The organism is Prosthecobacter sp. (genome assembly GCF_044378005.1).
GTDB lineage: Bacteria > Verrucomicrobiota > Verrucomicrobiia > Verrucomicrobiales > Verrucomicrobiaceae > Prosthecobacter.
The window spans coordinates 1-25,162 of record NZ_JBILYB010000092.1 but is presented as its reverse complement, the minus strand read 5'-3'; the positions used below and the strand labels follow the sequence as shown (position 1 = coordinate 25,162).

Below are 25,162 nucleotides of genomic sequence, written 5' to 3'. Positions count from 1 at the left end.
ACAACTACGAGAAGCAGTTCCCCTACACCCCGAATGTCCGCGCCATCCGCACCGACCGCTGGAAGTACATCCACTATCCCCATGGCGATGGCAGTCCTGATAAGCACCTGGCCGAGCTTTACGACCTGCAAGCCGACCCCGGCGAGACCAAGAACCTCATCAGCAAACCCGAACTCGCCCCCCAAGTCGGCGAACTCCAAGCCCAGCTCGCCAAACTCATGCAAGCCACCGGCCTCGACACCCAGACCGACAAAATGCCCCTCGACGAAGGCGTGAAGAGCGAACTGCCGGACGCGAAGATCCGATAGCAATAAGGAGGCTTGCCAATTCAGATGGCTTTGGATTATTTTCATTGTCATGAATCGCCGATGGGTCATCCGACTGGTCCTGGCCGCGCTGGCTTGTTGGCTGGCGTGGAAGGCTTGGCAGCAGGTGGAGGGCGACCCCATGCTGATGCTAATTTTCTTCCTCGTGGGTGGGGTGATCGCGGCCTTTGTTTTCGTCAAAGTGGTGCTGGCGCGGATGGCGGATGCCCTGGGTAACGCCGTGTTCCTTTCAGGCGGACCGCAGACTCCTGAGGATGCTGAAACAACAGAGGAGAAACCTGAAGCTGGGGAAGAAGAAGTAGCGGAGCCCAAAACCGAGGAGACTTGATGGATGATGGACCTCCAGAGGCGGAGCAGCTTTCATCGCGGCAGCGTCTGGCTGGGTGGCTTTTGGAAACACGGCGATGCCGACCTTTGCTTTGGGTGGGAATCGTGGCGGTGATCGGGGTGATCATCGCCGATGTCGGGTGGCTCGTTTCCGGAAGCTGGATGCTGGCTTTGATGATGGCGGCGCTCTTGGTTGGGCTGTGGCGGAGGCAGTTGGTGGCCTGGATGCCTTTCGCGATGGTGGGTTTCATGGCATTGCATGGCTGGCGTCTGCATCAAACCTATGAACATCCGCTGCGGCAGCGTCTGCTTGCACAGGCGGACAGGCCTGTGGAAGTGACTTTGAGGGCAAGGCTGTATCCATGGACGGATGGGGCGGAGCTGGATGAGGCGCGCGCGGTGGCGGAAATCTCGGAGCTGCGCTGGGGTGATGACGGGGATTATCTGCCGCTGTCTGCCCGGGTGAAAGTGGCTCTGCCGCTGGGCTGGCAGTTGGAGAAGGCAGGCGTGTATGAGATCGTAGGTGAACTTTCTTTGCCAAAGCCTCCCATGAATCCGGGTCAGTTTGACCCGGTGGACTTCAGTCTGCGGAATGGCTGGATCGCCTATCTGCGGGCACAACGTGTGGGATTGATTCGCGAGGAACCGCTCTCGCCCAGATTTCATCTGCTCTACTGGGCGGAGACATCCAGACAGTGGATCACGGGGGCGCTTTCACGAGGCATCGAGGACCGTGCCGAGGACAAAGCCGTGCTGCTGGCGATGGCGCTCGGGGCTTCGGATGCGGCGGGGGATGACATTGAGGATGCCTTCCGTGACAGCGGCACTCTGCATATCTTCGCGGTGAGTGGTCTGCATGTGGTGATGCTGGCGGTGGTGCTGGCCTTTGGCCTGCGCTGGCTGGGGCTGGGAAAGACGCGCTCTGCGGGCTTGATCATCGTGATCGTGTTTGCCTATGCCTACATCACGGGCTGGCGTCCCTCAGCTGCGCGTGCGGCGTTCATGATCGCCATCGTGCTCGGCTCACTGCGTTGGAATCGAAAATCGGATGTGCAAAACAGCCTCGGGTTCGCGCTGCTGGTGCTGCTGGTCTGGGATTCGCACCAGCTTTTCCAGGCGGGGTTTCAGCTTTCATTCCTCGTGCTCTGGGCCATCGCGAGTCTGGCTGGGCCGATGCTTCAAAGGTTGCGCCCATGGACGGAGCTGGATGCATTTCTCCCGCCCAGTCTGGCCTCATGGGATCAGTGGCTCGGGCGCTGGTGCAGGCGGCAGTTTGCAGGTCTGGCCTGCACTTCGCTGGCGGCATGGATGGGCAGTCTGCCGCTGATGCTCGGGCACTTCCACACCATGACACCGGTGGGTTTGTTGGCGAATCTGCTGCTGGTGCCGATGTCGGGTTTCAGCATCGGCGTTTCGTGTGTGAGCCTGATGGCTGCGGCTCTTGGAGCAGGGCCGCTGCAAGTGCTGGCAAATTGGGCCAATGCCTGGCTCGCGCGCGGCATGGTCGTCAGTGCAGGTTGGTTCGCCGGTTTGCCGGGGGCGAATGTGACACTGGATCTGCGCTTTGAAAAAGCACCGCCGCCGATGGAGATGCAGGTCTTCCACCTCCCCGGCGGAGGCTCGTCAGGGCATGTGCGTGTGGATGCTGCGCAATGGCTGATCGACACGGGCAATGTGCCGGGATGGCGGCGTGTGCTGCGCCCATTCTTTCGCCATCAGGGGATCAATGCGCTGAACGGCATCATCCTCACGCATGGTGATTCGGCACACATCGGCGCGGCTTCCATGGCATTGCAAATGGGTAACCCGCGACTTTACACGAGTGTGCATGAGCCGTGGGAGCTTGACCCAAAATTCGCAGTGTTTCATCTGCTGCGCGACTCTGCCAAAGTGGACAGTGCGGCATGGCACCGGCATCAGGCGGGGGATCGGATTCCTTTTTCGAAGACCTCATCAGCAGCGACGATCTCGGTGCTGCACCCCCTGAGCACGGATCTTTACGACCGTTCGGATGATCGGGGACTTGTGCTGATGCTGGAACTCGGTCAGACGCGTGTGCTCTGGCTGGGCGATGCGGGCTTCATCACGGAAAAGCGCCTTTTGGAGCACCGCGAAGATCTGCGCTGCGATGTATTGGTGCGTGGGCAGCACCCCGTCGATCCCGGTGGGCTCACGGAACTGCTGAACGCAGCGCAGCCGAGAGTGATCATCCATTCGAGTGATTCGCGCTTCCTCGAAGAAACGATCCCGCCGCGAGTGCGCGAGTATTGTGAGGAAAAGAACGTCACACTCTTCGATCTCGAAATCTCGGGCAGCGTGGGAATCGGTATCACAGCGGATGGAGCACGACTGCGGGCACACCGCAGTGGCGAGGAGATTTTTCTCCCCGCACAGGCACGATGAACGAGACAGCACTTGAAAGCAGGGGCGGCAGCGGCTCGTTTGCGGCTCTCCTCATGAAGAACCCCACCTCAAAACTCCTCCTCGCCTTGGCGCTGACCAGCACGGCTGCTCTCGCTGCGGACGACAAGCCTTCCCCCATCGGATACTCCGACACGCCGATCATCCCCGGCACGCAATGGAAGGTCCATGACATCGACCGCCCACGTCCCGAAGCGGTGAAGCCTGGCGAGAAACTCGGTGACGCACCCTCCGATGCCATCATCATCTTCAACGGCACCAGCTCGGACGCCCTCCAGGGCAAGAAGAAGGACGAAAAGGGCAAGGACACAGGCGAGTTCGGCCCCTGCCCCTGGAAGATCGAGAATGGCGAGATGCTCATCGCTGGTGGCGATTGCTGGACGAAGCAGGAATTCGCGAGCTGCCAGGTCCACCTCGAGTGGAAGAGCGAGCCCCACACGAAGGGCAATTCCCAGAAAAAAGGCAACGCCGGCATCTTCTTCATGGATCGCTACGAGTGCCAGATGCTCGACTGCGACAACAACCCGACCTACGCGGACGGCATGACCGGCTGCATCTACGGCCAGACACCTCCGCTAGTAAACGCCGTGAAAAAAGCCGGTGAATGGCAGGCCTACGACATCGTCTTCACCGCCCCAAAGCTGGACGGCGATAAAGTCATCGAGCCCGCCTACGTCACCACCTTTGTGAATGGCGTCTGCGTGCAGGTCCACACGAAGATCATGGGCCCCACGAAGCACAAGAACATCACCGACTACAGCGGCAGCTTCCCAGCAAAGGCACCGCTGCGCATTCAAGATCACAAAAACGAGCCCCCCGTGCGCCTGCGCAATATCTGGGTCCGCCCGCTGCCTTGATCTGACCTGATTCTTTTCATCTGCGACGCCCCGCTCTGTCTTCAGAGCGGGGCGTTTTGTTACCCCACCATCAGACATGAGCCAAAAAAACGCCGCCTGTTTCGTCCAGGCGGCGTTTGTGGGAGATGCTGGCTCGAGAGTCTCGGCGGTGCTTATTTCGGCACTTCGGAGATGGTCTTGAGAATGCGGGAGGCGATCTGGTATGGATTGCCCTGGCTGTTCGGACGACGGTCTTCGAGGTAGCCCTTCCAGCCGTTTTTCTTGAAGCTGTGCGGGACGCGAATGGATGCACCGCGGTCAGCGATACCCCAGGAGAATTTGTCGATGGCCTGGGTTTCATGCAGACCGGTGAGGCGCATGTGATTGTCAGGGCCATAAACGGCGATGTGCTCCATGCAATTCTTCTCAAACTGAGCCATGAGAGCGAGGAAGTAGGCTTCGCCGCCGACTTCACGCATGTGCTTGGTGGAGAAGTTGGCGTGCATGCCAGAACCGTTCCAGTCGGTGGCACCGAGAGGCTTGCAGTGATACTCGACATCGATGCCATACTTCTCGCAAAGACGGTTCAGAATGTAGCGAGCGACCCACACCTGATCAGCGCAGGTCTTGGAGCCTTTGCCAAAGATCTGGAATTCCCACTGACCCTTGGCCACTTCGGCGTTGATGCCTTCGTGGTTGATGCCGGCGTCGAGGCAGATGTCGAGGTGCTCTTCGACGATCTGGCGGGCGATATCGCCCACGTTCTTGTAGCCCACGCCTGTGTAGTATGGACCCTGGGGAGCTGGGTAGCCGTTTTCGGGGAAGCCGAGGGGGCGACCGTCCTGATAGAGGAAGTATTCCTGCTCAAAGCCGAACCAAGCGTCTGGATCGTCAAGGATGGTGGCGCGGTCATTGGAGGCATGGGGGGTACCGTCGGCAGTATAAACTTCGCACATGACGAGCACGCCATTTTTGCGAGTGCTGTCTGGATAGAGAGCGACTGGCTTCAAAACGCAGTCGGAACTGCCGCCAGGAGCCTGCTGAGTGGAGGAACCGTCAAAGCCCCAATCTGGGAGTTCTTCGAGCTTCGGGAAGCTGGCGAAGTCCTTGAGTTGAGTCTTGCTGCGGAGGTTGCGGACGGGCTCATAGCCGTCGAGCCAGATGTATTCGAGTTTGTATTTGGCCATGGTTGTAGAGTTCGACTTGGATTTTAGGGTGCTCGGCGTTCAGAGATGATCCTCCCGCAGGGAGCATGTCAGTGTTAAGCATGGCGCGTGCCAGATGAGAAGCTTTTTTCTCCATTCTAGGGCAAAAATTCTCCACTCCACCCAATCTGGAGCCCCACCGATTCGATCTGTCAAAACTCGCCACCCAGGGCCAGATGCAGGTCGGCGCGGTTCCGCAGGCGCCGGGCCTGCACATCAATGAAGGCGCTGCGAGAATCAAAGGCACGCTGCCTCGCGTCCAGCAGTGTCAGCACATCCGTCAGACCTTTTTCATATTGCCCGAGCGCCAGCCCCTCCGCCCGTTCGGCCTCCTCGGCAGACCGGCTCAAAGCAGCGGCCTGATCACGCAAAAACGCATCAGCCGCCAAAGCTGTCTCCACCTCCCGGAAAGCGGTGAGCACGCTGCTGGTGTAGGTCTGGAGCTGCTCCTCATACCGCGCCCGCGCCAGCTTCACGGAAGCGACGATTCGCCCGCCCTGAAACACGCTCTGGGTGATGCTGCTGGCGATGCTCCACATGGCCGTCTCAGGCTCCATGAGATCGTCAATGTCCGCTGAGGTGCGTCCGTAGTCGCCAGTCAGGCGGATGCTCGGGAGAAAAGCTTTCTTCGCCGAACTCTCCAGCTTCAGCGCCGACTCCAGCCGCCTCTCCGCCGCACGCAAATCTGGCCGACGCAGGAGCAGTTCCGAAGGCAGGCCCGCGGGAATTTGGCGACTCAAATGGGGCAGGCTGGTCAGTCCTTTTTCTGCCCCTGCGGGGTAACCGCCCATGAGCACTTCCAGAGCTCGGCGGGACTGGTCCACTGCCGCCCGTCGCTGCTGCACAGTTGCTTCCGCTCTCGCCAGGTCCGCCCGTCCGAGCGAGACATCGAGTGCCGCCCGATCCGGCTCCAAGCCCCGCTCCATCTGCTTTTCCAGAATGCCGAGCTGCACTCGCCGGGTGCTCACGTTTTGCTCGGCCAAAGCCAGCAGCGACTGCGCCTCCGCCAGAGTCACCGCTGTCCGCACAGCGCTCGCCGCCATCGACAGTCGGGCGGCATGAAAATCCTCCTCAGCGGCAAAACGACGAGACTTTGCCGCGCCCCGCTCATCGGCCACCCGACCCCAGAGATCGACCTCCCAGCTTACATTCAGCGGCAGACGGAAGCGGTTGTTGATGAAGTTCAGCCCGGAGAAGCGCTGGTCTGCCGGCGTCTGCTGACGGCTGGCCGAATAATTCCCGCTGATGCTCGGCAGCAGCGCCGCACCCGCCTGCACCGTCTCAGCTTGCGCCTGGGTCACACGTGCCGCCGCCGCTTTCAGGTCGGGGTTCGCCGAGATGGCCCGGTCCACGAGTTGCCGGAGTGAAGGGCTGTTGTAGTCGGCCAACCACCCTGTCGCCGCCTTTGGCGCGATCTTTGGCAGCGCTGACCACTTGTCAGGGGCGATTCCTTGAACCCCAGCGACATCCGTTTGGAGACGTTTCGCCCCGAGCGGCGGCATCAAACCGCAACCCGTGAGGAGTGCGGCGGCTGAGAGGAGAGAGGGAACTCGAATCGAGGAAAACACGGCTCGCAGGCTGCATGGGGCATCGCACACTCACAAGGCTAAATTCGGCACGGCGCAACCTGTTGCGACTTGTTCGCAGAATTTCTGTTGCACATGGTTCTCAATTGCACTAAAGCGCGCGCCTCGCTGAGACATCGTCTCACTAACTGCCATGAACAAACATCTTCTCGCCTCTCTCCTTGCCTTGTCGGCCCTGTCTTTGACAGCTCAGGAAACCGTCCCTGCCGTCACCAGCGAGGCCTCAACCACACTCGACACCATCCTGGTCTATGGTGAGTCCGAGAACGACTCGGTGGTGCAAAATCCCTTCCTCCTCCCAGTCGAAGGCACCAAGATTTTCGCGGGCAAGCGCGCCACGGTCATCGACCTCGACGCCCTGCCCAAAGTGCAGGCCAACAACTATCGCCAGGCTTTCGCGCTGACGCCCGGTCTGCTCGTTTCTGAGGAAACGACACCACTCGTCAGCATCGGCTACCGTGGAATTGGCACTCCTGCCCGCACCCAGTTCATGCAGGTGCTCAAAGACGGCATCCCCATCCATGCCGACCCCTTTGGCTACCCTGAGGCCTACTACACCCCACCGCTGGATGTGGTGGACCGTATCGAGTTCATCCGTGGTGGCGGCTCACTCATGTATGGACCACAGCCCGCAGGCACGCTGAACTACATCACCTACATGCCGGACCGGAATACCCCCTTCTCCTTCCGCACCCAGAACATCGGCGGCACGGACGGCTTCTTTTCCAACTACACGGCTATCACCGGCACCGTCGGCAAGGTAGGATATTACGGCTACTACAACCACCGGGAGTCCGAAGGCTTCCGCACCAGCAACAGCGACTACCACCTGGATGGTGGCCACTTTAAAATCTCTTATGATGTCGATGCCGACACGCGCTGGATTTTGGCCGTCGATGCTTATGAGCAGGAGAACGACGAGCCCGGTGGTCTCAGCTACCGCGACTATGTGCGCAACCGTGACAAAACCACACGAACGAACGACGTCTTCAGCCTCAGCCGCTACGTCGCCTCAGCCGAACTTCAGCACAAGATCCAGGACGGCACTGAACTCGATGTCAAAATGTGGGCCGGTTACTACAACCGCTACAGCCACCGCCAGCGCCACACCGGAAACGCCTTTGGTGCCACACCCAACGGCACCCAGTCCAACATCGAAGACCAGACCTTCTACTCACTCGGCTTCGAGCCCCGCATCCGCCAGGACTGGCATGCACTTGGTGGTGACCACACCCTCACCGCAGGCATGCAGTTCTACCTGATGGATTCCCCGCGCCGTGACAAACGCGGTCTCTCCGGCCCGGCTGCCTCAGATGGAGTCACCACAGGCGACTCCCAGCGCGATGTCTTCTACTACTCCTTCTTCGCCGAGAACAAATTCACCTGGGGCGACCTCACCATCACACCCGGCTTCCGCTTGGAAAGCGTCGAGCAAAGCGTGCATTCGAAGACCTTTAACACCGCAGGCGTGCTCCAGAGCGAGCGCGATGTCACGAAGCATGATGTACAGCCCCTCTTCGGCCTCGGCATCGCCTACGACCTACCTGCAGAAACCCAACTCTACGCCAATATCTCCCAAAGCTACCGACCTACCGTCTTCACCGAATCCGTCATCGCCACCCCCGGCAGCACCGCCACAGACACGGCTCCAGGCCTGGGCTGGAGCTACGAACTCGGCTTCCGTGGCACCCCACGGCAGTGGTTCACTTTCGACACAAGCCTCTTCCTCATTGATCAGGACAACCGCTTCGCCATCAGCAACAACGTGCTCGGTAGTGCTGGACGCAGCATCAACACTGGCTGGGATGGTGCCTTCCAAGTGGACCTCATCGGTGCATACGATGCTCTTCAGGGCACCAAGCTCGCGTCCCATCTTGGCAGCCTCAGCTTCCACGCCAACGCCACGCTCCTGAACGCCGAGATCAAAGGTGGTCCCAACGATGGCAGCACGCCGCAGTTCGCCCCCGACTACATGGTCAGAACCGGATTCATCTACGGCTTCAAAGGCGTCAAAGTCTCCTTCCTCGGCACCTTCGTGGCCGATCACAAAGCCCAAGACAGCAACAACCCTCAGTTTGACATCCCTTCCTACATGACCTGGGACCTCACCGCCGAAGTCCCCGTCACCAAAAACTTCACCCTCATGGCAGGGCTGAATAACGTCTTCAACGAAGACTACTACTCCCGCATCACCTCGAACGGAATCGACCCCGCCTACGGTCGCAACTTCTACGTCGGTGCCTCCTTCCAGTTCTGATTTCTAAGGTGGATCATTCAGGGCGGTGTCAGAGTGGGTTCGATCCGCGCCGCCCTCTTGATTGACAAGGCGCAGCCTGCGCGCCCTTTTGGCCTCTGAACTATCATTCTCATGAGCACTGAAGCCGCCTCCGGAAAGCCTGTCTATAACGTGAAAAATCCCTTCATCGCCAAGGTGAAGAAGGCTTTCGACATCTCAGGTCCAGGTGCGCCTAAGAATACGCGGCATTACGAGATCGATCTCGAAGGTGGTGAGCTGGAGTACACCCCTGGCGACTCCCTCGCGGTGCAGCCGACGAATGATCCGGCGCTCGTATTTGACACGCTAAAGGCGCTTGGTTTCACCGGGGAGGAGATTGTGAAACATCCGAAGACCGGCGTCGAAGTGCCCATCCGTCAGGCTTTGCTCGAAGCGACGCTCATCACCGAGGTCGATAACAAACTCATCAAGGCCATCATCGAGAAAACGAGTGGTAACACGCCACTCGCTGGACTGCTTGAGCCTGAGCGTAAGGAAGAGCTGAAGAGCTACCTCTGGGGCCGCTTCGTCATCGACCTGCTTTTGGAAAACCCCACGGCCAAGTTTGAGCCGCAGGAGTTCATGCTCACGCAGAAGAAGCTGAACATCCGCCTCTACTCCATCAGCAGCAGTCAGAAGGCGCACCCGAAGGAAGTGCATCTCACTGTCGCTACTGTGAAGTACAGCAGCCACGGGCGCGAGCGCGGCGGTGTGGCCTCCACTTTCCTCGCGGATCGCATCACCGTGGGCGAGACGCTCATCCCCGTCTTCGTCAATCACGGCAAAGGTTTCCGCCTGCCCGAACCGCAGGAGGAAACGCCCGTCATCTTCATCGGTCCAGGCACCGGCATCGCGCCCTTCCGTGCCTTCCTGGAGGAGCGAGAAGCCACGGCAGCGAAAGGCAAGGCCTGGATGTTCTTTGGTGAGGTCAGTGAAAAGACCTGCTTCTTCTACAAGGTTGAGTTCGAGCGCTGGCTCGCCAACGGCACGCTCGCCAAGCTCACCACGGCCTGGAGTCGAGATCAGGCAGAGAAGATCTATGTGCAGCACAAAATGCTGGAGCACAGCGCCGAGATCTATGCCTGGCTCCAGCAGGGATCCATCGTCTATGTCTGCGGCGATGCCGCGCGCATGGCGGTGGATGTCGATAAAGCCCTGCACACCATCCTCGAAAAAGAAGGTGGGATGAGCCCCGAAGAAGCTGTGGCCTGGATGGCCTCCTTCAAAGAAGCCAAGCGTTATCGTCGCGACGTTTATTGATCACTCGAACTTCAAATCCGGCGGGTAATTGCGGATGAGGTCGTCATCGGTGAAGGGCTGCTTATCGGGCCCATCGTAGATGAGCTGGAAGGCGCAGCCGCTGCTGGAGATGACATGGAGATGGATGCCTGATGCGCCTGGCTTCTGACGAAATGTGTCTGTCGCGAGCGCTGGGTGTTCCTTCGGCACAAGCGCGAGTTCCTTCTTGTTCTTGCCCGCGAGCTGCTCGCGGACCTCCTCCCAGGTGCCGCCGGGGAGGGATCGCACACTCGTCCAGTAGTCGATCAGCATCTGGCCGACGATCTGGGTTTGCTCCTGCGGCGTGAGGTCGGGTTTGAGGAAGTCATTGAGTGGTGAGTCAGGCAAGCCAGCGGCGGGGTCAGGCTGCGGCAGTCCGGCTTTTAAAACGGGGTCGTTCGGATCGAGTTGGTAGCTTTCGCGGCCAAACATACTCTTCATGTCCGCCCACAAGCCTGCAAGTCCACCACCCTTGCCGAGCATGAGCCCGAAGAGCACGGCGATCAGAAGAGCAAGGCCGAAGAGAAAGGGGCGGAGGTAGCGCTTCATGCCGCTTTCATGAACCCAAGGTCGGGATCGAAGTTCACGATGTTCGGAAAGACGTCGCGGATCTGGGTGTCGCTGAGGCCGAACCATTTGGCCATGGTGGCGGCGTATTGATCGACGGCGGTGGTGGGGATCCAGTTGCCGCGTCCGGTGTTCAGCGGATGACCGGCGAGGTTGATGTCGGGATCGGGGAAGGAGCCATAGACTCGCTGACCGTTCACACCACCGCCCATGATGAGGTGATGCCCGCCCCAGCCGTGATCGGAGCCGCGGCCGTTGCTGTCGTAGGTGCGGTTAAAATCGCTCGCGGTGAAGGTGGTGACGCTGTCGCCCATGTTGATGGTTTCCAGCGCATCCTGGAAGCCTTTCATGGCCGAACTAACACCGCCGAGGAGATTCGCGTGATCACCGAGCTGCGGACCATGCGTGTCGAAGCCGCCGGTGGCGACGAAGAAGATCTGGCGCGTGATGCCGAGCGGGCCCTGAGCCTGGATCATCTTCGCCACGGTGCGGAGCTGCTCGCCGAGACCGGAGTTCGGGATGGTGGGGAAGTTCGAAGTGCCAGCGAGCGCGGTGTTGATGGTGTCGGCTTCGATGATCGACTTGTTCGAGAGGTCGGCGAAGGCGTCCTCCATGAGGTTCGCATACTCGGCGTTGAGGATGTTTCGGAAGGCGGTGTAGCGCGTGACATCCTGGCTGCTGGTGCCTTGGCCCAAACGAAACACGGGCGTGCCGCCAGGGCCTGGACGGAAGGGAAACATCGTCTTGCCGACCTGGAAGAAGTTCGTGCCGCTGAGCGAGACGAGCATCGACACCGAAGTGCGCTGCTGCGTGCCGACGAGTGCTTCGGCCATGCGTGCGCCCCAGCCTGTTTGGTTGTAGGCCGCGTTCATCGTGCTAGCGCTGGTCTGCCACTGCATCTGCTGATCGCTATGGGAGAAAAGATTGTCCGGGATCGCTGCGGTGCGGTTGCGGTAGTCCGCCATCGTCGCGGGGGCGATGAGCGTGCCGACGTTCGTCATCAGGGCGGCTTTGCCAACGTTATAGAGGTCGCGCATCCCGGTCATCGAGGGATGCAGGCCGAGTTGGAGGCCGTTATCGTTGAGCGTGTTCAGCGCGAGGATGTTTGCCTGCGGGATCGTGAGCACGGTGCGGCTGGCGGCATACTTCGCGTGCGCGCTGCTTTCGCGCGGCATGACTTCGTTGTTCGAGTCATTGCCACCGTAGAGGAAGAGGCAGACGATGGCCTTGTAGGGCGTGCCCGGCGCGAGCACATCCGCCGCCTGGGCATTCACATGCCGCAGGGTGAGGATCGTGTTCAGCAGGCAAGTCGTGGACATCGCCGAGCAGGCGCTGCCACCCAGGAAATTCCGGCGCGTGAGCAGAGTGGGCATTTCAGGAGAGGACATGGGAGGGCGTGTGCTGGATTTACTTTTCCATGACGAACTCGGGTGAGGCCGAGAGGAGTTGGAGCATGACTCGAACGCCGTTGGTGGCATTCGTGGAGTGAAGGGTGTGCAGGCTGAGCAACGATGAGCGGAGGCTGGCGGACATCGGACGTCCGAGGAGGATGGTTTCGATCTTTGTCATCAGCGCATCAGGCGTGCTCCAGAGGCTGGTGAGCGGCGTGAGGTCGAGCGTGATGCGGCTGCTGGCATTGGTGTAGAAGCCATTGGTCACGCCTTCAAAGAAGTAGTTCGCGGTGTCGGTGGCGGTGAGTTCGGTGGTGATCTCGAACTCGGGGGAAACGAAGCCTGCGTCGAGCACTGGACCGGGCGGGGCATAGCTCGGCGTGAAGAAGTTAAAGACTGTCGGCGCCTGCATCGGCCACTGGCCGATCTCATCGAGCGCATTCCACATGAAGTAGCGGCCCAGCAGCGGCGGGTTGCTGCTTGGGGCTTTGCCAAAGGCACGCATGACACGGGAGAGGCGGATCATTGGTTCGCTCATTTTGCCAGAGGCCAGCGTGGTGCCGAGTGTGCGGGCTTCGCTGTCGAGCAGGATGGCTTTGACGACGGCGCAGAGGTCGCCACGCACGCCTTTGCCGTTGTTGTCCCACACTTTGGAGACGCGAAAGATGTAGGCAGGGCTAGGATTGCTGGTGACGAGGCGCTGGATGAGTCGCTCGGCAAGGAAGGGGCCGACATTGGGATGAGCGGCGAGCACATCGACACAGCGACGAATGTCCTGGGCTGCGGTCTGTCCGGCAGGAACGGTGGCTCCGCCGACGATCACCTTTTGTCCTCGATCATGCTGGTCTTCGAAGGACATCATCGGATTGATCTCATCCGGCCAACTCGTCCAGGTAAAGCTGCGCGAGTTCGCGTAGGTCCAGCCGGTGAAGGCGCGCGACAGCTCGCGGATTTCATCCTGCGTGTAGGTCGGGATGGCGTTGCCAGCGCCGTTGCGCTTGAAGGTGCCGTCCTTGTTCAGGTGCTCCAGACCGATGCTGAAGAGCTGCATGATCTCACGGGCGTAGTTTTCATCCGGCTTGGTCTTCGAGCTGCGCACCATCGTCAGCCAGGTGCCCATGATCGGATTCAAAGTCACGTCTTCGAGCAATTGGCGATACGTCTTCCCCGGTGCCACACTCTTCACGAGCATGTCGTAGAAGTTCGTGCAGCCGCGCGGGTAGTTGCGCAGCCCGGAGCCGGAGCGGTCGGAGATGACGATGATCTCGCTCAACGCGAGCGCGACTCTTTGGCGAAGCTGATCCGGCGAGGTCATCGCGAGTGTCCACCAGCTATAAAGGCGATCTTCGGTGTTCAGCGGCGTGCTTGTCGTGGGCATCATCGCGCCGGGGAGACCGAGTGTGTTGGCGGTGCGGGAGAGTTCGAGGAGCTTTTGCTGCGCACCTTCGAAGAGGGCCATGCGGTCGAGATGCTCGAGGTGGCTCGTGGCAGGCAGCGCGAGCTGGTCGTCGATCCATTTGGCAAAACCGACCTGCTTCACCTTGGCGATCTCGGCTTCATTGGGGCCAAAGGTGGCCTGCTTGAGGAAGCGCGCGGCGTCGATGTCGGAGATCGTCGCGGGTGCTGTCCATGCTGTGGTCGGATGCGCGCCGCTCGTGTCGGCGGGATAGGTGGGGTCGGTGTTCGCGGCGACGGCGACTGTCACCTGACGTGTAGCCACGGTGCTTTGATTGCCGGATTTATCCGTGACGATGTAGCGCAGCGTGTAGGTGCCGGGCGTGGAAGTATCGACACTGCCCTCCACTCGCACGGAGCCGGTCACATCGCCGTCGATGCCATCGAGTGCTACGAATCCAGGATCGGTGAAAGCGCCGCCGACATTGATGGTGACCGCGTTGCCGCCGGTGAGTGTGACCGTGGGCGGTGTTTTGTCGGTGAGCTGGAGCGGAGAAAGGAAAGCCCCGTCGATGACTTCAAACGCGGTCTTGCCAGGGCTGAGCCAGGCGAGCGCGAGATGATCCCGCCAGCCGCTCTCTTTGTAGCGGATCTCGATGTAGTAGCTCTGGCCCTTCGTCAGCGAGACGGGGCGGGACAGCTGGTAGTCGGGGGACTTCCGCCATTCATAATAGTCGGTGGCGGCGGGCACGAAGCAGAGCAGTTCCTTCTTCTCCGGCGTGCGGTCGGTGCTGAGATAGACCTCGCTCCATTCATCGGAGGCGAGATTGAAACGATACACGCCAGTCACGGGCGGATGCACATAGCCGCGAAGCAACATGCCGTAGTTGTCGCCGGTGTTTGAGACGATCTCGGAAGTGCGAAGCTGGAAGCGCTCGTCGGGGCTGTTGGGGTATTTTGCGTTCTTGGTTAGATCGGTGACCCATGAGCCGGTGATGCCTTTGAAGACCTCCGCGAGGATCGTGCCAGTGCCCACGCCGAGTGCTGGAGAAATGGTGACACTCGTCGTGGCGGAGCGGGTGTTTTTTCCATCGGTGGCGGTGAGCTGGATCTGGAAAGTGCCAGCGCCGGGGAACTGCACGCCGGTGGTCGGCGCGGTGGGCAGATCAAAGACGGTGCCAGCAGGTCCGCTCGTGACCGTCCAGCGATAAGCGAGCGCCTCCGGGCCTGGGATGTAGTCGAGTGCGGTGCCGTGCAAAGTGTAGCGCGACTTCGGCCAGTAGCCGCTCTGGGGCTCACCAGCGCGCACGTTCATCTCGCTGTCAAAGGACTCGGCGACGACACCATCAGGCGGGCTGAGGAGCACGCCGGGGATGACCTGGGCCTGCGCGTCCGTTTGCGTGGCGAGCCGATAAGCCACAGCGAGGCAATCATCGCCGCCGCCTTCTTTTTGCAGGGCCTTGATGTAGTAGCGCTTGCCGGGCACGAGATGGATGGAGGCGGACTTTTGGGCGGCATTTGCGGTCCAGTTATAGCGGCCTGTGGCCCATGGGGTGGAGCAGATCTTCGTGGCTCCGGTGGCAGACTCGCCGGTGGAGTTGAGCCAAAGTTCGCTCTGATCATCGCTGGAGATGAGGAAGACGTAATCGCCCTCGACGGGCACTTGCAGGAAGCCGCTAAGGCGCTGCCCGTAGTTGTCGCCCCAGTTCGACGGTGCTTCGAGATTCGGCACGATGTCGGAGAAGCTCGGCTTGCCCTGATAGGCGGCGGAGTTCGTTAGATCCGTGAGATAGTAGCCGCCGATGCCAGTCCACACTTCACGCAGCAAGCCGCCCGCTTTCGGCGCGAGCGGATTTTGCACGGTGACGAGCATGACGTCGGTGGCGATGTTCGTGCCATCGGTGGCGGTCATTTTGATTTCAAACACGCCGGGGCCGGTGAACTTCACGATCGAAACGGGGCTCGTGCTGTTGTCGAAGCTGACCTTCGTGGAAGTGCTGCTCCATTTGTAGGTGAGGGCTTGTGGGCCTTGATTCAAATCATAGACCAGTGCGGCAATGGCGACCTGACTCTGCGGCCAGAGCAGTGTGCGATCACTGCCCAGCGCGATGGTGATCTCGGGATTGAATGCTGGCGCCGAGTGATCTGGTGTGAGGAATCCGCGAGAGACGACCTCGCGTCCATTCGTGGCGGGGCCGCTCATGGCGAGGGAGACGTGGTCGCTGCCTTCGCGCTCTTTGTGCAGGATCTGGATGGGGTAAGGCGTGTTCGCCAGCAGCTCGACTTCGGCAGACTTCTGCTCGGGGTGATCGTCCCACATGCGCGGCTGATGGCCCTCGTGTTCGAGATAGGCGATGCGGCGCAGTCCGAGGCTGTCTTTGAGATCAATTTTGAAATCGGAGGCGTGATCGGACGCGATCCAGAAGGTGTAGCGGCCAGCGACTGGCACGGTGAGGTAACCTTTCAAACGCTGGCCGTAGTAGTCGGCCCAGTTCCGTGGTGTCTCGGTGCCGGGGAACTGATCTTCGAGGTGCGGGTAGGCGAGCTGTGGATCGTAAGTGGTGAGGTCCGCGAGCGTGCCGCCTTCGACATCGAGCCACACGGAGCGGGTGAGCGCGCCGGTGCTGGGGGTAAGGGCTTTGTTCACTGTGATGGTCATCGTGTCGCGGCTGGTACGCGTGCCCTCGGTGGCGGCGAGTTCGAAAACATAGACGCCGATGGCGGACAGGATGGCATCACTGGTTGGGCTCGTCGGCGTGAGGATGGTGGCTTTCGGGCCGGAGACCTGCTTCCAGAGCGCGGTGGCCGTGGCGCTGCTGCTGAGTGCTTTGATGATGCTGCCCGCGAGCTGCACGCGATCATGCGGCCACCAGTAGGTGCGGTCACGACCGGCGTTGGCGTAGAAGACCATGTCCTTGTCAAAGGCAGGCAGCTTTTGCGTCGGCTCGACAAAGCTGCCCTCGATCACGCGCGGCAGTTTGTCGCCCTCTGGCGACCAGGCGACGGCGAAGTGATCAGCACCCCACGTCGCCTTGTGAACGAGTTCGATGAAGTAGCGTCCGCCGGGCTTCAGTGCGATGGGCGCGGAGGTCTGGGAGGCATGGAGCGTCCATTGCTCGGGGTTCGTGTAGTTGGTGGTGAAGCAGACTTTGCGGAGGTTCGCGGGAGTCGCGTCTGTGCTGATGGAGAACTCGGCTTCGTCATCGCCGGAGACATAGAAAGTGTAGTTCACATCGGCGATGCCGCCGGCTGGCACATTGAGGATGCCGGTGACGCGCGTGCCATACATGTCCGCCCAACTTTGTGACTGACGCAGGTCGGGGATGGTGTCGGTGATGTCGGGGTTATTCGGAAAAGCGGTGTCGGCTCGCATGGCGGCGAGCGTGCTATAATTCCGGTTCCACCAGACTTGGCGGGTGAGGCTGCCGACGTTGGCATTGATCGGATTCACGACGCGCACGGTGATGTCATCCGTGCTCGTGTTGCTCGTCGTGGTGACGGAGTAGCGCAGGACGTAGGTACCGACTTTCGGGAAGGTGGCGAGCGTTTGTGCCTTATCCGCTGCCGAGAAAAGCGCGGCACCAGGACCGCTGACCATGGTCCAGATGCGAGATGGCGTGTCGCTTCCCCAGATACGGCGGGAATCATAGGCGCTGAGGGAAAGTGAATTGCGCGGCCAGTAGATCGTGGCATCGCGACCAGCGAAGAGGTTGTAGTCCTGTGTGAGTTTAAGCTCCTGAGCGATGGCGACCACAGCGGCGGCATCGGTCGGCGGCGCGAGGTATTCGCCTGTGATCTCGCTCATGAAATCCTGACCCGGCTGCTGCCACATCACCGTGCAGTGATCCGTGCTCCATTCTTCTTTGTGCAGGATTTCAAAGGCGTACTTCTGGCCAGCGGTGAGCGTGATCACCGCGCTGGCTTGCGAGGCATGATTGGCGAAGTCGGCCACATTGACCGCCTTCGTCACGGAGGCGAGCAGCGCCAGATTCGCGGGCGAGGCATCACTGCTCAGGCGGAACTCCGCCGTTTCATTCGCCGCGAGGAAAAAGCGATACGTCCCCGTCACTGGCACGAGCAGGAAGCCGCGCGTGCGCTCGCCAAAAAGCTCAGCGATGGAGGCGAGCGAACTCAGCGAAGTAACCATGCGATGCGAGTGCGGATACTTCGGGAAATGCACGCTGCTGGAGATCGACGCGACACTGGTGCCGTTGACGTTGAACCAATATTCGGCCAGGGCCTTGCCCGCATCCGGGGCCAGTGGCGGGAGGACGGTCACGGTCACGTCATCGCTGCCTGTCGTGCTGCCGACCGTGGCGGTGGCGCGGAAGACATAGGTGCCTGCACTCGGCAGAGTGATCGTGGTGGCGGCGAGTGTGGGCGCGGCGATCACAGCCGTGTTGCCACTGACCTGTGTCCAAAGGATGGATGGGGTGACATTCGCATTCGCTACATTCAGGGCCTGCACCAGGGCCTGATAGGTGAGGTTCGGCGCGTATTGCCTCGCGGCTTTGCCCGCCTCGACGACGATGCCCGTCGGGATCGTCGCGGGCACTTCAAAGGGCGTCAGGTTTGCCCCAGGGATGACAGTAGGTGTCGCTGTCGGCGTGGTGGCCCAGGCCACAGCGAGGTGGTCGCCGCCGTAGCCTTCCTTGGCCTGCGCCTCGATGTAGTAGCGCTGCCCCGCCACGAGCGCGATATCCGCCGACTTCTGCGACGCATACTTCGTCCATTGCAGCGGGTTCGTGTAGCTCGCCGACGAAGCGATCTTCACCTTGTTCGCGGCGGAATCGTTGGTGCTCAGCCAGAGCTCGAAGCCGTCATCCCCGCTCACGTAGAAGGTGTAGTTGCCCGAGGTCGTCGGCGTGAGGAAGGCACGCATCCGCACGCCGTAGCGCTCGGCCCAGTTCACCGGTGCGGCAAAGGTCGGGTCCACCGTGCGCAGCACCGGCGCGGAGGGGTAGTCGGGCGAAAGGGTAAGATCGGCGATGGTACTGCCTTCCAGGTTATTCCAAACTTCGCGCAACACGCCGGAAGTCTGGGCCTGGGCAGCCGACGCTAGCATCATGAAGATGCTGCAGAGAAGAGGGAGAAGCTTGTTCATGCCATGAGTGATTAGCTTCAGATTGTAATATAATTATTATAATATGAGAAGCCTTATGTCAGTTCGCTGTGTGACAAAAAGCTCTTCGCTCCAGCTTGATCATTAACATCACCTATGTTTGCCGCACTTCCGGGCAAAGACTCCAAAGCACTGCACTCACTGCGGCCAGATGCGGATTGCCATCAGGAAACGCGGGAGCATGGTGACCCCATGAAAGCGCAGTTTTTCCAGTTCAACCTCGGTGGCAGGCAGCTCGGCTGGTCGGCGAAGATCCTGCTCAGCGTGCTCGCGCTGGTGGGCATTGCCCTGTTCGTGAGCTTTGGCCTGCTGGCGGTCGTGGCAGGCGTGGCGATCTTTGCCGTGATGAAGCTGGTGGGCAGTCTGCGTCAGGCCTTTGGGCTGGCTCCGACAGTGGAGGTCAGGGAGCAATCCTGGGAGCGCAGCGTCACGGTTCAAACCACCCCCGACACCGAGGAATCCGTCATCGTGCGCGACATCGAAGTCGAGGTGCTGCCCGCTGAGAGCGAGAGGAAGTAACCCGCAGCTTGGAGAGACCTTGTCGAGGTTTCAGATTTGGCTCAAGATTCAATGATGACTCATCCCTCGGGTTTCGAGGGTGGCGGGAGTTTGCCATTCACAGGTGGGCGGATGGGCTTGGCGACAGGCTTTCCTGGTGGATTGGCGATGGGGCGCACGACTGGAACTACGGGTGGCTTTGCCGCCGTTGAAACGGCTTCAGTGGCAGCGGCTGACTTTGGAGCTGTCGCTGGTTTGTCCTCGGGGGCCACTGCGACTGTGAATGCGGGAACTTGGGGAGGTTGCGATTCGGATGCGGGAGGCTTCGGCTTGGCTGGCGAACCATTCGCAATGCTGGAGAGCACGCCGCTGGCTGGAGCGGCTGCCATCACGGGCTTCTCGGCATGAGTCTGGATCTTTTGCAGATGCTCCCAGGTCCGGCAGGAGCTGAGCAAAGGATGTTTCCGAAGAGCCTCACGAATGTTTGCCGGTGTGGCGGGTGGCTCGGTGTGGAGGCTGTTGTGGATGCCCTCACGCAACGAGGCGAGCAGGCGACCGAGTGCGCCGAGCAGGGCGGACTCGGTGCTCGCCACATGATGGAAGGTGTTCTTCGCTTTGAAGGCGTTCAGCATTTCCATGGTGAGCTGTCCCGTCACGGCGGCGGCGGCATGGCGCAGCAAAATCGTGCGTCCCGCGACCTCCTGCAGGCGCTCCAGGACGGCGATGAAGCTGTTGCGCATGGCATTCGTGGTGACCACGCGGACTTGTCCACCATTCCAGGAGGCGGTGAAGTCGGACCCATCGAAGCCGGGGAAGTTCTTCCCCATGTCGCTGTCGCGGAAGTCCACGGGCTGGCCTGCCATGACCTCAATCAGATCCTTCACGCGCTGGCCGAGTTCGACGGCACTGTCCACGGTGGTTTCGCCATGACCTTCGAGGAGGTGCTTTTGCAAAAGCTCATCCACCTTCGCAGCAAGCGCGGGTCGTGCTGGAGCGGCAGCAGTTGCGATTGGCGGAGGGGGGGGCGTCGGGATCGCTGGTGGCGTCACGACGACACTGGCCGGCAAAGGCGCGGTCACTGGCAGCGTTGGCTTTTCAATGCGCTGAGGGGCGGAAGGCAGCGTCTGTTTAGCTCCAGGAATGTCAGGCGGCGGTGATACTGCCATCGGGGCGGGTGCTGTGGCGGCTGCCACAGGCGCAGGTTTGGCCACTTCAGGCGTCATGACGACTGCCGCAGGTGCAATTACTGGAGCAGGTGTGCTGAGGGCCTTTTCATAAACATCCCCCGCTGCGGCGATGAGGTGACGCGGGAAAACGGCCCCGCCCTGCGTGAGGCGCGTGAGGTCGCCGTCCGTGAGCGGATGCAGCTCTGACGTGATGCCATCTTTGGCACGCTGGGCAGCGAGGGCGGGTGACTTCAGGCGGGCGAGCAGGAGCTCTTTTTTATCCTCGCCGCCGATGGGCAGGACATCGGTGACTGGCAGCAGGAAGCCGAGGGGTGCCGATGAATCGGGCACGCCGATCCTGCCGCGCAACGCCTGCGTGAGCCCGGCATCCCAGGCGGTGAAGCGCTCGGCCACGAGACCGATGAACACAGCCCAGTTTTCACTTTGATCGATGAGCGAAAAGAGCAGGCGCTGGAATTCATCGAGCTGCGCGGATGAGGCGATGAGATCGAGCTGGTCCATCACCAGCACGAAGGGCATGCCGACGCGCGCGGAGAGCTTCCCGAGAAGCTGGATGACCACGGCGCAGTCTTCGCGACGCAGCGCCTCGGGCACGCCGAGGTATTTTAAATCTGCCTCGGTGAGGTAGGTCGCCCCAGCGAGCCATTGAGCGGCGAGCGCTTCTTTGTCATCGCGCAGTACGGTCAAAATGGCGCGCAGCACACTGCGCGGCACGGACGGAAAATCCGCCTCCAGCAGGAGCAGCGCCTGGTGCAGGAGATCCTTCTTTTCCTCCATGGCGATGCCGCTCCACGCCTCGTGCAGTTGGGAAAGGGTCACGTCCTGCTCCACCACCGGGCGCAGCAGCGCGTAGGCCAGCAGACGGAGCTGGCTGTAGGTCGAGGCTCCGCCATTGGGATGACGGGCGGGGTGTCGCAGACTGGCGATGAGCCGCCCGAGCACAAAGGCCTCCAGCGTCTCCGACTGGAGCGGCGGGTTCGGCGCATAGGCGTAAAAGATCGTGTCGCCGGCATGGCGGCGCAGACGCGTGAAGAGGTGGGATTTACCCGCACCGCCAGCCCCTCGAACGAAGCGCACGCGGGTCCTCTTCGTGGCACGCACCATCTCCACCATCACATTGAGATCTGTCGTCGCATAAGCGTGGATGGATGGCACGTCCAGCCACTCGCGTGAGCCCCACAGTTCGGCCTCGCCGACGCTGGAAGAGAGGAAGGGATTCAGGGGAAGATAGGTGGTGGTCATGACATCAAGTAAGGCTGACCCAGCTCCATGCGAAGCCGGGGGGTCCGATGGCGAGAGGCACGAGCAAAGCACGCTCCTCTTCGGGAAGATCCTGCGGATATTCGCAGGGTTCTAACCAAATCACCCCCTCGTTGTAAAGCCTCTCGATCATGCTTCGGAATCGTTGAAGATCAGCCACTTGCGCATGACCCGCCGCCCATGCGGCATAATGCGTCCAGGTCTGCGGCAGTGGCACCATGCGGGTGGACGAGCGCCGCGCATCCGCCTCATACCATTCCCGAAGCAGTTCCGGCGTCAGTTCCGCCGAAGGTTCAGCGGCAGGATCTGGGGACGAGCCGTCGAGCCACTCGATCAAGCCATCCACCGTCAATGCGGACGACCTCACCGCATTCACCTGCTGCACGAGCAAGCGCAGCCGCCTCAGCGTCGCCGTGTCGAGCAGATCCCGCGCGGAAGGCCGCGTCGCCAGCACCAGCGGGATCGCTTTCGGCAAAAGGAACAGCCGCTGCTGCACCACCAGGCTCTCGAAGGCCGCCTCGAACTGAGCGTGCAAGGCTGGCGCGAGCTTCTTCCGCAGGTCGGGGAGCTTCAATGGCTTCTTCGCCGACCTCACCCATTGCTCCAGCAGATGCGCCGTGACCGCCGCATCCTCATGGACGGTGTAGCTCAGCTCCGCTGGCTTGCGTGGATTCATCGACAGCGCGCGGACGCTCGTGAGGCCAGCCAAAGCAGCCAGCACCGCGTCCTTCTTCGCCGCCTTGGCCCCCACGACACCGCGCAACTGCTTCACCAACTCCGCCAGCGTCAGAGGCAAAGGCGACTGGTGAAGTAGATCGAGCAGGGCGGCGGGGAGATCAGCGGTGGTGGGCATGGACGCAGATGACACGTCGCCCAATGGCTGATCTTGCCTCATTCCGGCTGTCTGCCCGTCCGCTTCACGGCCTCGGCCATCCAGGTGCTCTCGGCTTTCCAGGGATCTTCGGCCCGCATTTGGGCGATGGTCATGGGGAGGCGGGCGCTCCAGTTCACGCCGCTGGCGATGCCGGGCACGTTGAAGCGCTCCTCCAGAGCGAAGAGATCCGGCAGCATGAAGGCGGCATAACGAGCGTTGCTCGCCATCAGCGCCTCCAGCAGGCAGTGGCGGACGTGATCATCATAGGCGGGCCAGTCGCCCTCGCGGATGGGGAGCCCGGCGAATTCGCTGAGGTACCGCAGCTCCTTGTTGCCGAGATAGCGGTCGCCTTCGTCGTGGCTTTGGCTGTCGCGGCGACGATGCTCCCAGTGGGTCTTCATGGGCTCGTGATCGTGGGTGGCGTAGGTGGTGAAGGCGCAGTTCGGGTAGTCTTTGCCGAGCTGCACATGGCCGTGGCCGTCGTCCTCCCAGTGGCTGACTTTGAAGCCGGGCACGTCGAGGCCGAGCAGGTGCGGGCGCACGTAGTCGGGCACGGTGCCGAGATCCTCCGCCACGACTTCATAGGGCGCAGCGGCGGCGACGATCATCTTCAGATACTTGTCCCCAGCGGCTAGGTTCGCGGCCTTGTGCTCGTCGGTGTCATCAGCGTGCTCCTTGTAATGCGGCAGATGTCCTCCCGTGCGCTCCTTGGCCTCGTCGTCGCTGAGGTGGAGGAACTCCGCGTTCCGCTGCGGCCTCCACGGGAAGCTGTAGATGCGGTAAAAGCCGAGCACGTGGTCGATGCGGAAGATGTCGAAGACCTCCGTCAGCTTCTTCACCCGGCGCTGCCACCAGCCGAAGCCGTCCGCCTCCATCACATCCCAGCGATACAGCGGGATGCCCCAGTTCTGGCCCCAGCGCTGCACGAAGTAGTCATCTTTAAAGTACGTCTCCGGCGGCGCACCGCCACACCACTCCAAGTTAAACTGCTCCGGCTCAAAGAACACGTCACTGCTGCACCATGAGATGCCGAAAGGCACATCCCCCATGAGTTTGACGCCCTGCTCCGCCGCATAGGCCCGCACCGCCCGCCATTGGCTGAAGCACAGCCACTGCACATACGCGTGGTAGCCCAACTTCTCCGCGATCTCCGCCGTGTGCGTCACCCGCTGCTCCGCCAGCCAGGCCCTTGCCTTCGCGCCGCTGTTCGTCTCCTCAGGCCAGTTTGGCCAGTCCTCATGCCCGTGGATGTCCATGAGCACCCGGAAGAGGCAGTAGTCCTCCAGCCAGCTCGCCTCCGCCTTGCAAAAGGCCGCAAACTCCTTCCCCCTCTTCGTCTTCTTCGATAGGCGGCTGTAGCCATGGCGCAGCAGGTTCGTCTTCAGCTTCCGCACCTTGTCATACTGCACCGGCCCCTCCTGCAGCTCATCACCGCCCAGGAAGCGCACCGTGGTGCGGTAGAATTTATCATCGATCTCCGGCACGATCGTGGGTGTGATCTCCAGCGTCAGGTAATCCAGCGCGATGGAGCTGATGGCATTGTAGGGGCTGCTGTCCCCGCCCGTGGCATTGATCGGCAGGAACTGCACAAAGCCCAGCCCGATCTCCGCCGCCCAGTCGATGAGCTCACAAACGCCGCCCGTGTCGCCGATGCCGAGGTCGTCAGCGGTGCGGATGGCAAAAACTGGAACAAGGATGCCGGCGCGGCGGGGTTGGATGGAGGGCATGAGGTGTCGGATGAATCGGACAGACCGTCCGGGTTGCAAACAGTGTCTTATTCAAAGACGCAACCCCCGTGCCAAGGTGACACCCCTTCCCTGCTTCACAACCCCTTCACCTCGCTCCCCTCAACGACGATCTGCTTCGTATCGGGGCCTTGTTTGACCACGTCGCGCTTCTTGCCACCACGGGTCTCGGTGAAGGTGTTGTCGCGGATGGTGATGGATTCGGTGCCGCCCTGGATGTCGATGACGGCGCCGCCTTCGGGGGCGTTGTCGATGAAGGTGTTGTTTTCGATGCGGTTGCGGTGACCGGCGAAGTCGGGGCCGCGCTCGGGTCGGAAGAGGACGCCGTTGAGCTTGCTGTCGCGGATGGTGTTGCCGGTGATGAGATTGTCCGTGTCGCGGTGGCCGATGGAGATGCCGACGCGGTTGCCCTCGATCGTGTTTTGCTCGGCGAGGCCGTATTTGACGCCCCAGCAGAAGAAGATGCCGATGTCGTTGCCGCGCAGGGTGTTGTTGCGGATGACCGGCCGCTGCGAGCCGCTGCCGGGATGCAGGCCGAGGTTCTTGTTGTTCTCGCTGACGCAGTTTTCGACCACGACGTCGTGGCAGATCTGCCAGGAGATGCCGTCGCCGTGGTTGTTGCGGGCGGTGACGCCGCGGATGTGCACGCGGTTGCAGTCCTGAAGGAAGATGCAGCCGGCGTAGTTGCCATCGAGCTCGGCGTTGTGCTCGCGATTGCCGTCGAGCACGAGGTTTTCGATGCGCAGGTCGTCCACGAACTCGCCGCTGAGCAGCGGGAAGAGCGTGGAGCAGGTGGCGTCGTTCATCTGCCACAGGTTTTCGCGCAGGGGCTTGTCGAGCTTGAAGCGGTTGCCGCTGCGGGCGGTCAG

General features: G+C 61.3%; 16 protein-coding genes. 7 read left to right on the top strand and 9 right to left on the bottom strand.

The window, feature by feature from the left end; genetic code table 11:
* The 4 genes from AC6FTP_RS16865 to AC6FTP_RS16850 all read left to right on the top strand — a co-directional run.
* A partial coding sequence (locus AC6FTP_RS16865; RefSeq protein ID WP_497208088.1) for a sulfatase/phosphatase domain-containing protein occupies positions 1 to 308 on the top strand: 308 nt, incomplete at its 5' end.
* 49 nt (positions 309 to 357) lie between these two features.
* Positions 358 to 654 carry a hypothetical protein gene (locus AC6FTP_RS16860; protein WP_497208087.1) on the top strand — a complete coding sequence of 99 codons (297 nt, stop codon included), beginning with the start codon at positions 358 to 360 and terminating at the stop codon, positions 652 to 654.
* A 95-nt stretch (positions 655 to 749) separates the two neighbouring features.
* Entirely contained in the window at positions 750 to 3,056 is a 2,307-nt protein-coding gene (locus AC6FTP_RS16855) for a ComEC/Rec2 family competence protein (protein ID WP_497208089.1), read from the top strand.
* A gap of 53 nt (positions 3,057 to 3,109) precedes the next feature.
* Entirely contained in the window at positions 3,110 to 3,931 is an 822-nt protein-coding gene (locus tag AC6FTP_RS16850; protein WP_497208086.1) for a 3-keto-disaccharide hydrolase, read from the top strand.
* A 152-nt stretch (positions 3,932 to 4,083) separates the two neighbouring features.
* Here AC6FTP_RS16850 and AC6FTP_RS16845 read toward each other — a convergent pair whose 3' ends face one another.
* Together AC6FTP_RS16845 and AC6FTP_RS16840 are read right to left on the bottom strand one after the other, a co-directional pair.
* Complete coding sequence (locus tag AC6FTP_RS16845) at positions 4,084 to 5,097, bottom strand: glutamine synthetase beta-grasp domain-containing protein (RefSeq protein WP_497208085.1); 1,014 nt, start codon at positions 5,095 to 5,097, stop codon at positions 4,084 to 4,086.
* A 170-nt stretch (positions 5,098 to 5,267) separates the two neighbouring features.
* A complete protein-coding gene (locus AC6FTP_RS16840; RefSeq protein WP_497208084.1) occupies positions 5,268 to 6,683 on the bottom strand; it encodes an efflux transporter outer membrane subunit in 1,416 nt (471 codons plus the stop codon).
* Positions 6,684 to 6,834: 151 nt separating this feature from the next.
* Between AC6FTP_RS16840 and AC6FTP_RS16835 the strand changes: the two genes are divergently transcribed.
* On the top strand, positions 6,835 to 8,958 hold the full coding sequence (locus tag AC6FTP_RS16835; protein WP_497208083.1) for a TonB-dependent receptor family protein: 2,124 nt from the start codon (positions 6,835 to 6,837) through the stop codon (positions 8,956 to 8,958).
* 111 nt (positions 8,959 to 9,069) lie between these two features.
* Positions 9,070 to 10,236, top strand: coding sequence for a diflavin oxidoreductase (locus AC6FTP_RS16830; RefSeq protein WP_497208082.1), 1,167 nt, complete (start codon positions 9,070 to 9,072; stop codon positions 10,234 to 10,236).
* Here AC6FTP_RS16830 and AC6FTP_RS16825 read toward each other — a convergent pair whose 3' ends face one another.
* The 3 genes from AC6FTP_RS16825 to AC6FTP_RS16815 are packed head-to-tail and all read right to left on the bottom strand — an operon-like array spanning position 10,237 to position 18,711.
* On the bottom strand, positions 10,237 to 10,803 hold the full coding sequence (locus AC6FTP_RS16825) for a hypothetical protein (RefSeq protein ID WP_497208081.1): 567 nt from the start codon (positions 10,801 to 10,803) through the stop codon (positions 10,237 to 10,239).
* Positions 10,800 to 12,209: a DUF1501 domain-containing protein gene (locus AC6FTP_RS16820; RefSeq protein ID WP_497208080.1), complete on the bottom strand. Its 1,410-nt coding sequence runs from the start codon at positions 12,207 to 12,209 to the stop codon at positions 10,800 to 10,802. The genes AC6FTP_RS16825 and AC6FTP_RS16820 overlap by 4 nt, the downstream gene beginning before the upstream one ends.
* A gap of 19 nt (positions 12,210 to 12,228) precedes the next feature.
* Positions 12,229 to 18,711 (bottom strand): DUF1800 family protein, encoded by a 6,483-nt coding sequence (locus AC6FTP_RS16815; RefSeq protein WP_497208079.1) that lies wholly within the window; start codon positions 18,709 to 18,711, stop codon positions 12,229 to 12,231.
* A gap of 114 nt (positions 18,712 to 18,825) precedes the next feature.
* On the opposite strand from AC6FTP_RS16815, the gene AC6FTP_RS16810 reads away from it, so the two are divergent.
* Positions 18,826 to 19,248, top strand: coding sequence for a hypothetical protein (locus AC6FTP_RS16810; RefSeq protein WP_497208078.1), 423 nt, complete (start codon positions 18,826 to 18,828; stop codon positions 19,246 to 19,248).
* Between the two features lie 59 nt (positions 19,249 to 19,307).
* Here the strand turns inward: AC6FTP_RS16810 and AC6FTP_RS16805 are convergent, their stop codons facing one another.
* From AC6FTP_RS16805 to AC6FTP_RS16790, 4 genes are all read right to left on the bottom strand, one after another.
* Positions 19,308 to 21,656 (bottom strand): hypothetical protein, encoded by a 2,349-nt coding sequence (locus tag AC6FTP_RS16805; protein ID WP_497208077.1) that lies wholly within the window; start codon positions 21,654 to 21,656, stop codon positions 19,308 to 19,310.
* 4 nt (positions 21,657 to 21,660) lie between these two features.
* Positions 21,661 to 22,527, bottom strand: coding sequence for a hypothetical protein (locus AC6FTP_RS16800; RefSeq protein WP_497208076.1), 867 nt, complete (start codon positions 22,525 to 22,527; stop codon positions 21,661 to 21,663).
* 38 nt (positions 22,528 to 22,565) lie between these two features.
* Positions 22,566 to 24,275 carry a 4-alpha-glucanotransferase gene (locus AC6FTP_RS16795; RefSeq protein ID WP_497208075.1) on the bottom strand — a complete coding sequence of 570 codons (1,710 nt, stop codon included), beginning with the start codon at positions 24,273 to 24,275 and terminating at the stop codon, positions 22,566 to 22,568.
* 95 nt (positions 24,276 to 24,370) lie between these two features.
* On the bottom strand, positions 24,371 to 25,162 hold a 792-nt coding region (locus AC6FTP_RS16790; protein WP_497208074.1), incomplete at its 5' end, for a right-handed parallel beta-helix repeat-containing protein.

Excerpts from the sequence above, each read along its gene's own strand:
- AC6FTP_RS16825 (WP_497208081.1), bottom strand. The coding sequence starts at position 10,803 with ATGAAGCGCTACCTCCGCCCCTTTCTCTTCGGCCTTGCTCTTCTGATC.
- AC6FTP_RS16810 (WP_497208078.1), top strand. The coding sequence starts at position 18,826 with ATGTTTGCCGCACTTCCGGGCAAAGACTCCAAAGCACTGCACTCACTG.
- AC6FTP_RS16845 (WP_497208085.1), bottom strand. The coding sequence starts at position 5,097 with ATGGCCAAATACAAACTCGAATACATCTGGCTCGACGGCTATGAGCCC.
- AC6FTP_RS16795 (WP_497208075.1), bottom strand. The coding sequence starts at position 24,275 with ATGCCCTCCATCCAACCCCGCCGCGCCGGCATCCTTGTTCCAGTTTTT.
- AC6FTP_RS16815 (WP_497208079.1), bottom strand. The coding sequence starts at position 18,711 with ATGAACAAGCTTCTCCCTCTTCTCTGCAGCATCTTCATGATGCTAGCG.
- AC6FTP_RS16830 (WP_497208082.1), top strand. The coding sequence starts at position 9,070 with ATGAGCACTGAAGCCGCCTCCGGAAAGCCTGTCTATAACGTGAAAAAT.
- AC6FTP_RS16850 (WP_497208086.1), top strand. The coding sequence starts at position 3,110 with ATGAAGAACCCCACCTCAAAACTCCTCCTCGCCTTGGCGCTGACCAGC.
- AC6FTP_RS16800 (WP_497208076.1), bottom strand. The coding sequence starts at position 22,527 with ATGCCCACCACCGCTGATCTCCCCGCCGCCCTGCTCGATCTACTTCAC.
- AC6FTP_RS16860 (WP_497208087.1), top strand. The coding sequence starts at position 358 with ATGAATCGCCGATGGGTCATCCGACTGGTCCTGGCCGCGCTGGCTTGT.
- AC6FTP_RS16820 (WP_497208080.1), bottom strand. The coding sequence starts at position 12,209 with ATGTCCTCTCCTGAAATGCCCACTCTGCTCACGCGCCGGAATTTCCTG.
- AC6FTP_RS16835 (WP_497208083.1), top strand. The coding sequence starts at position 6,835 with ATGAACAAACATCTTCTCGCCTCTCTCCTTGCCTTGTCGGCCCTGTCT.
- AC6FTP_RS16805 (WP_497208077.1), bottom strand. The coding sequence starts at position 21,656 with ATGACCACCACCTATCTTCCCCTGAATCCCTTCCTCTCTTCCAGCGTC.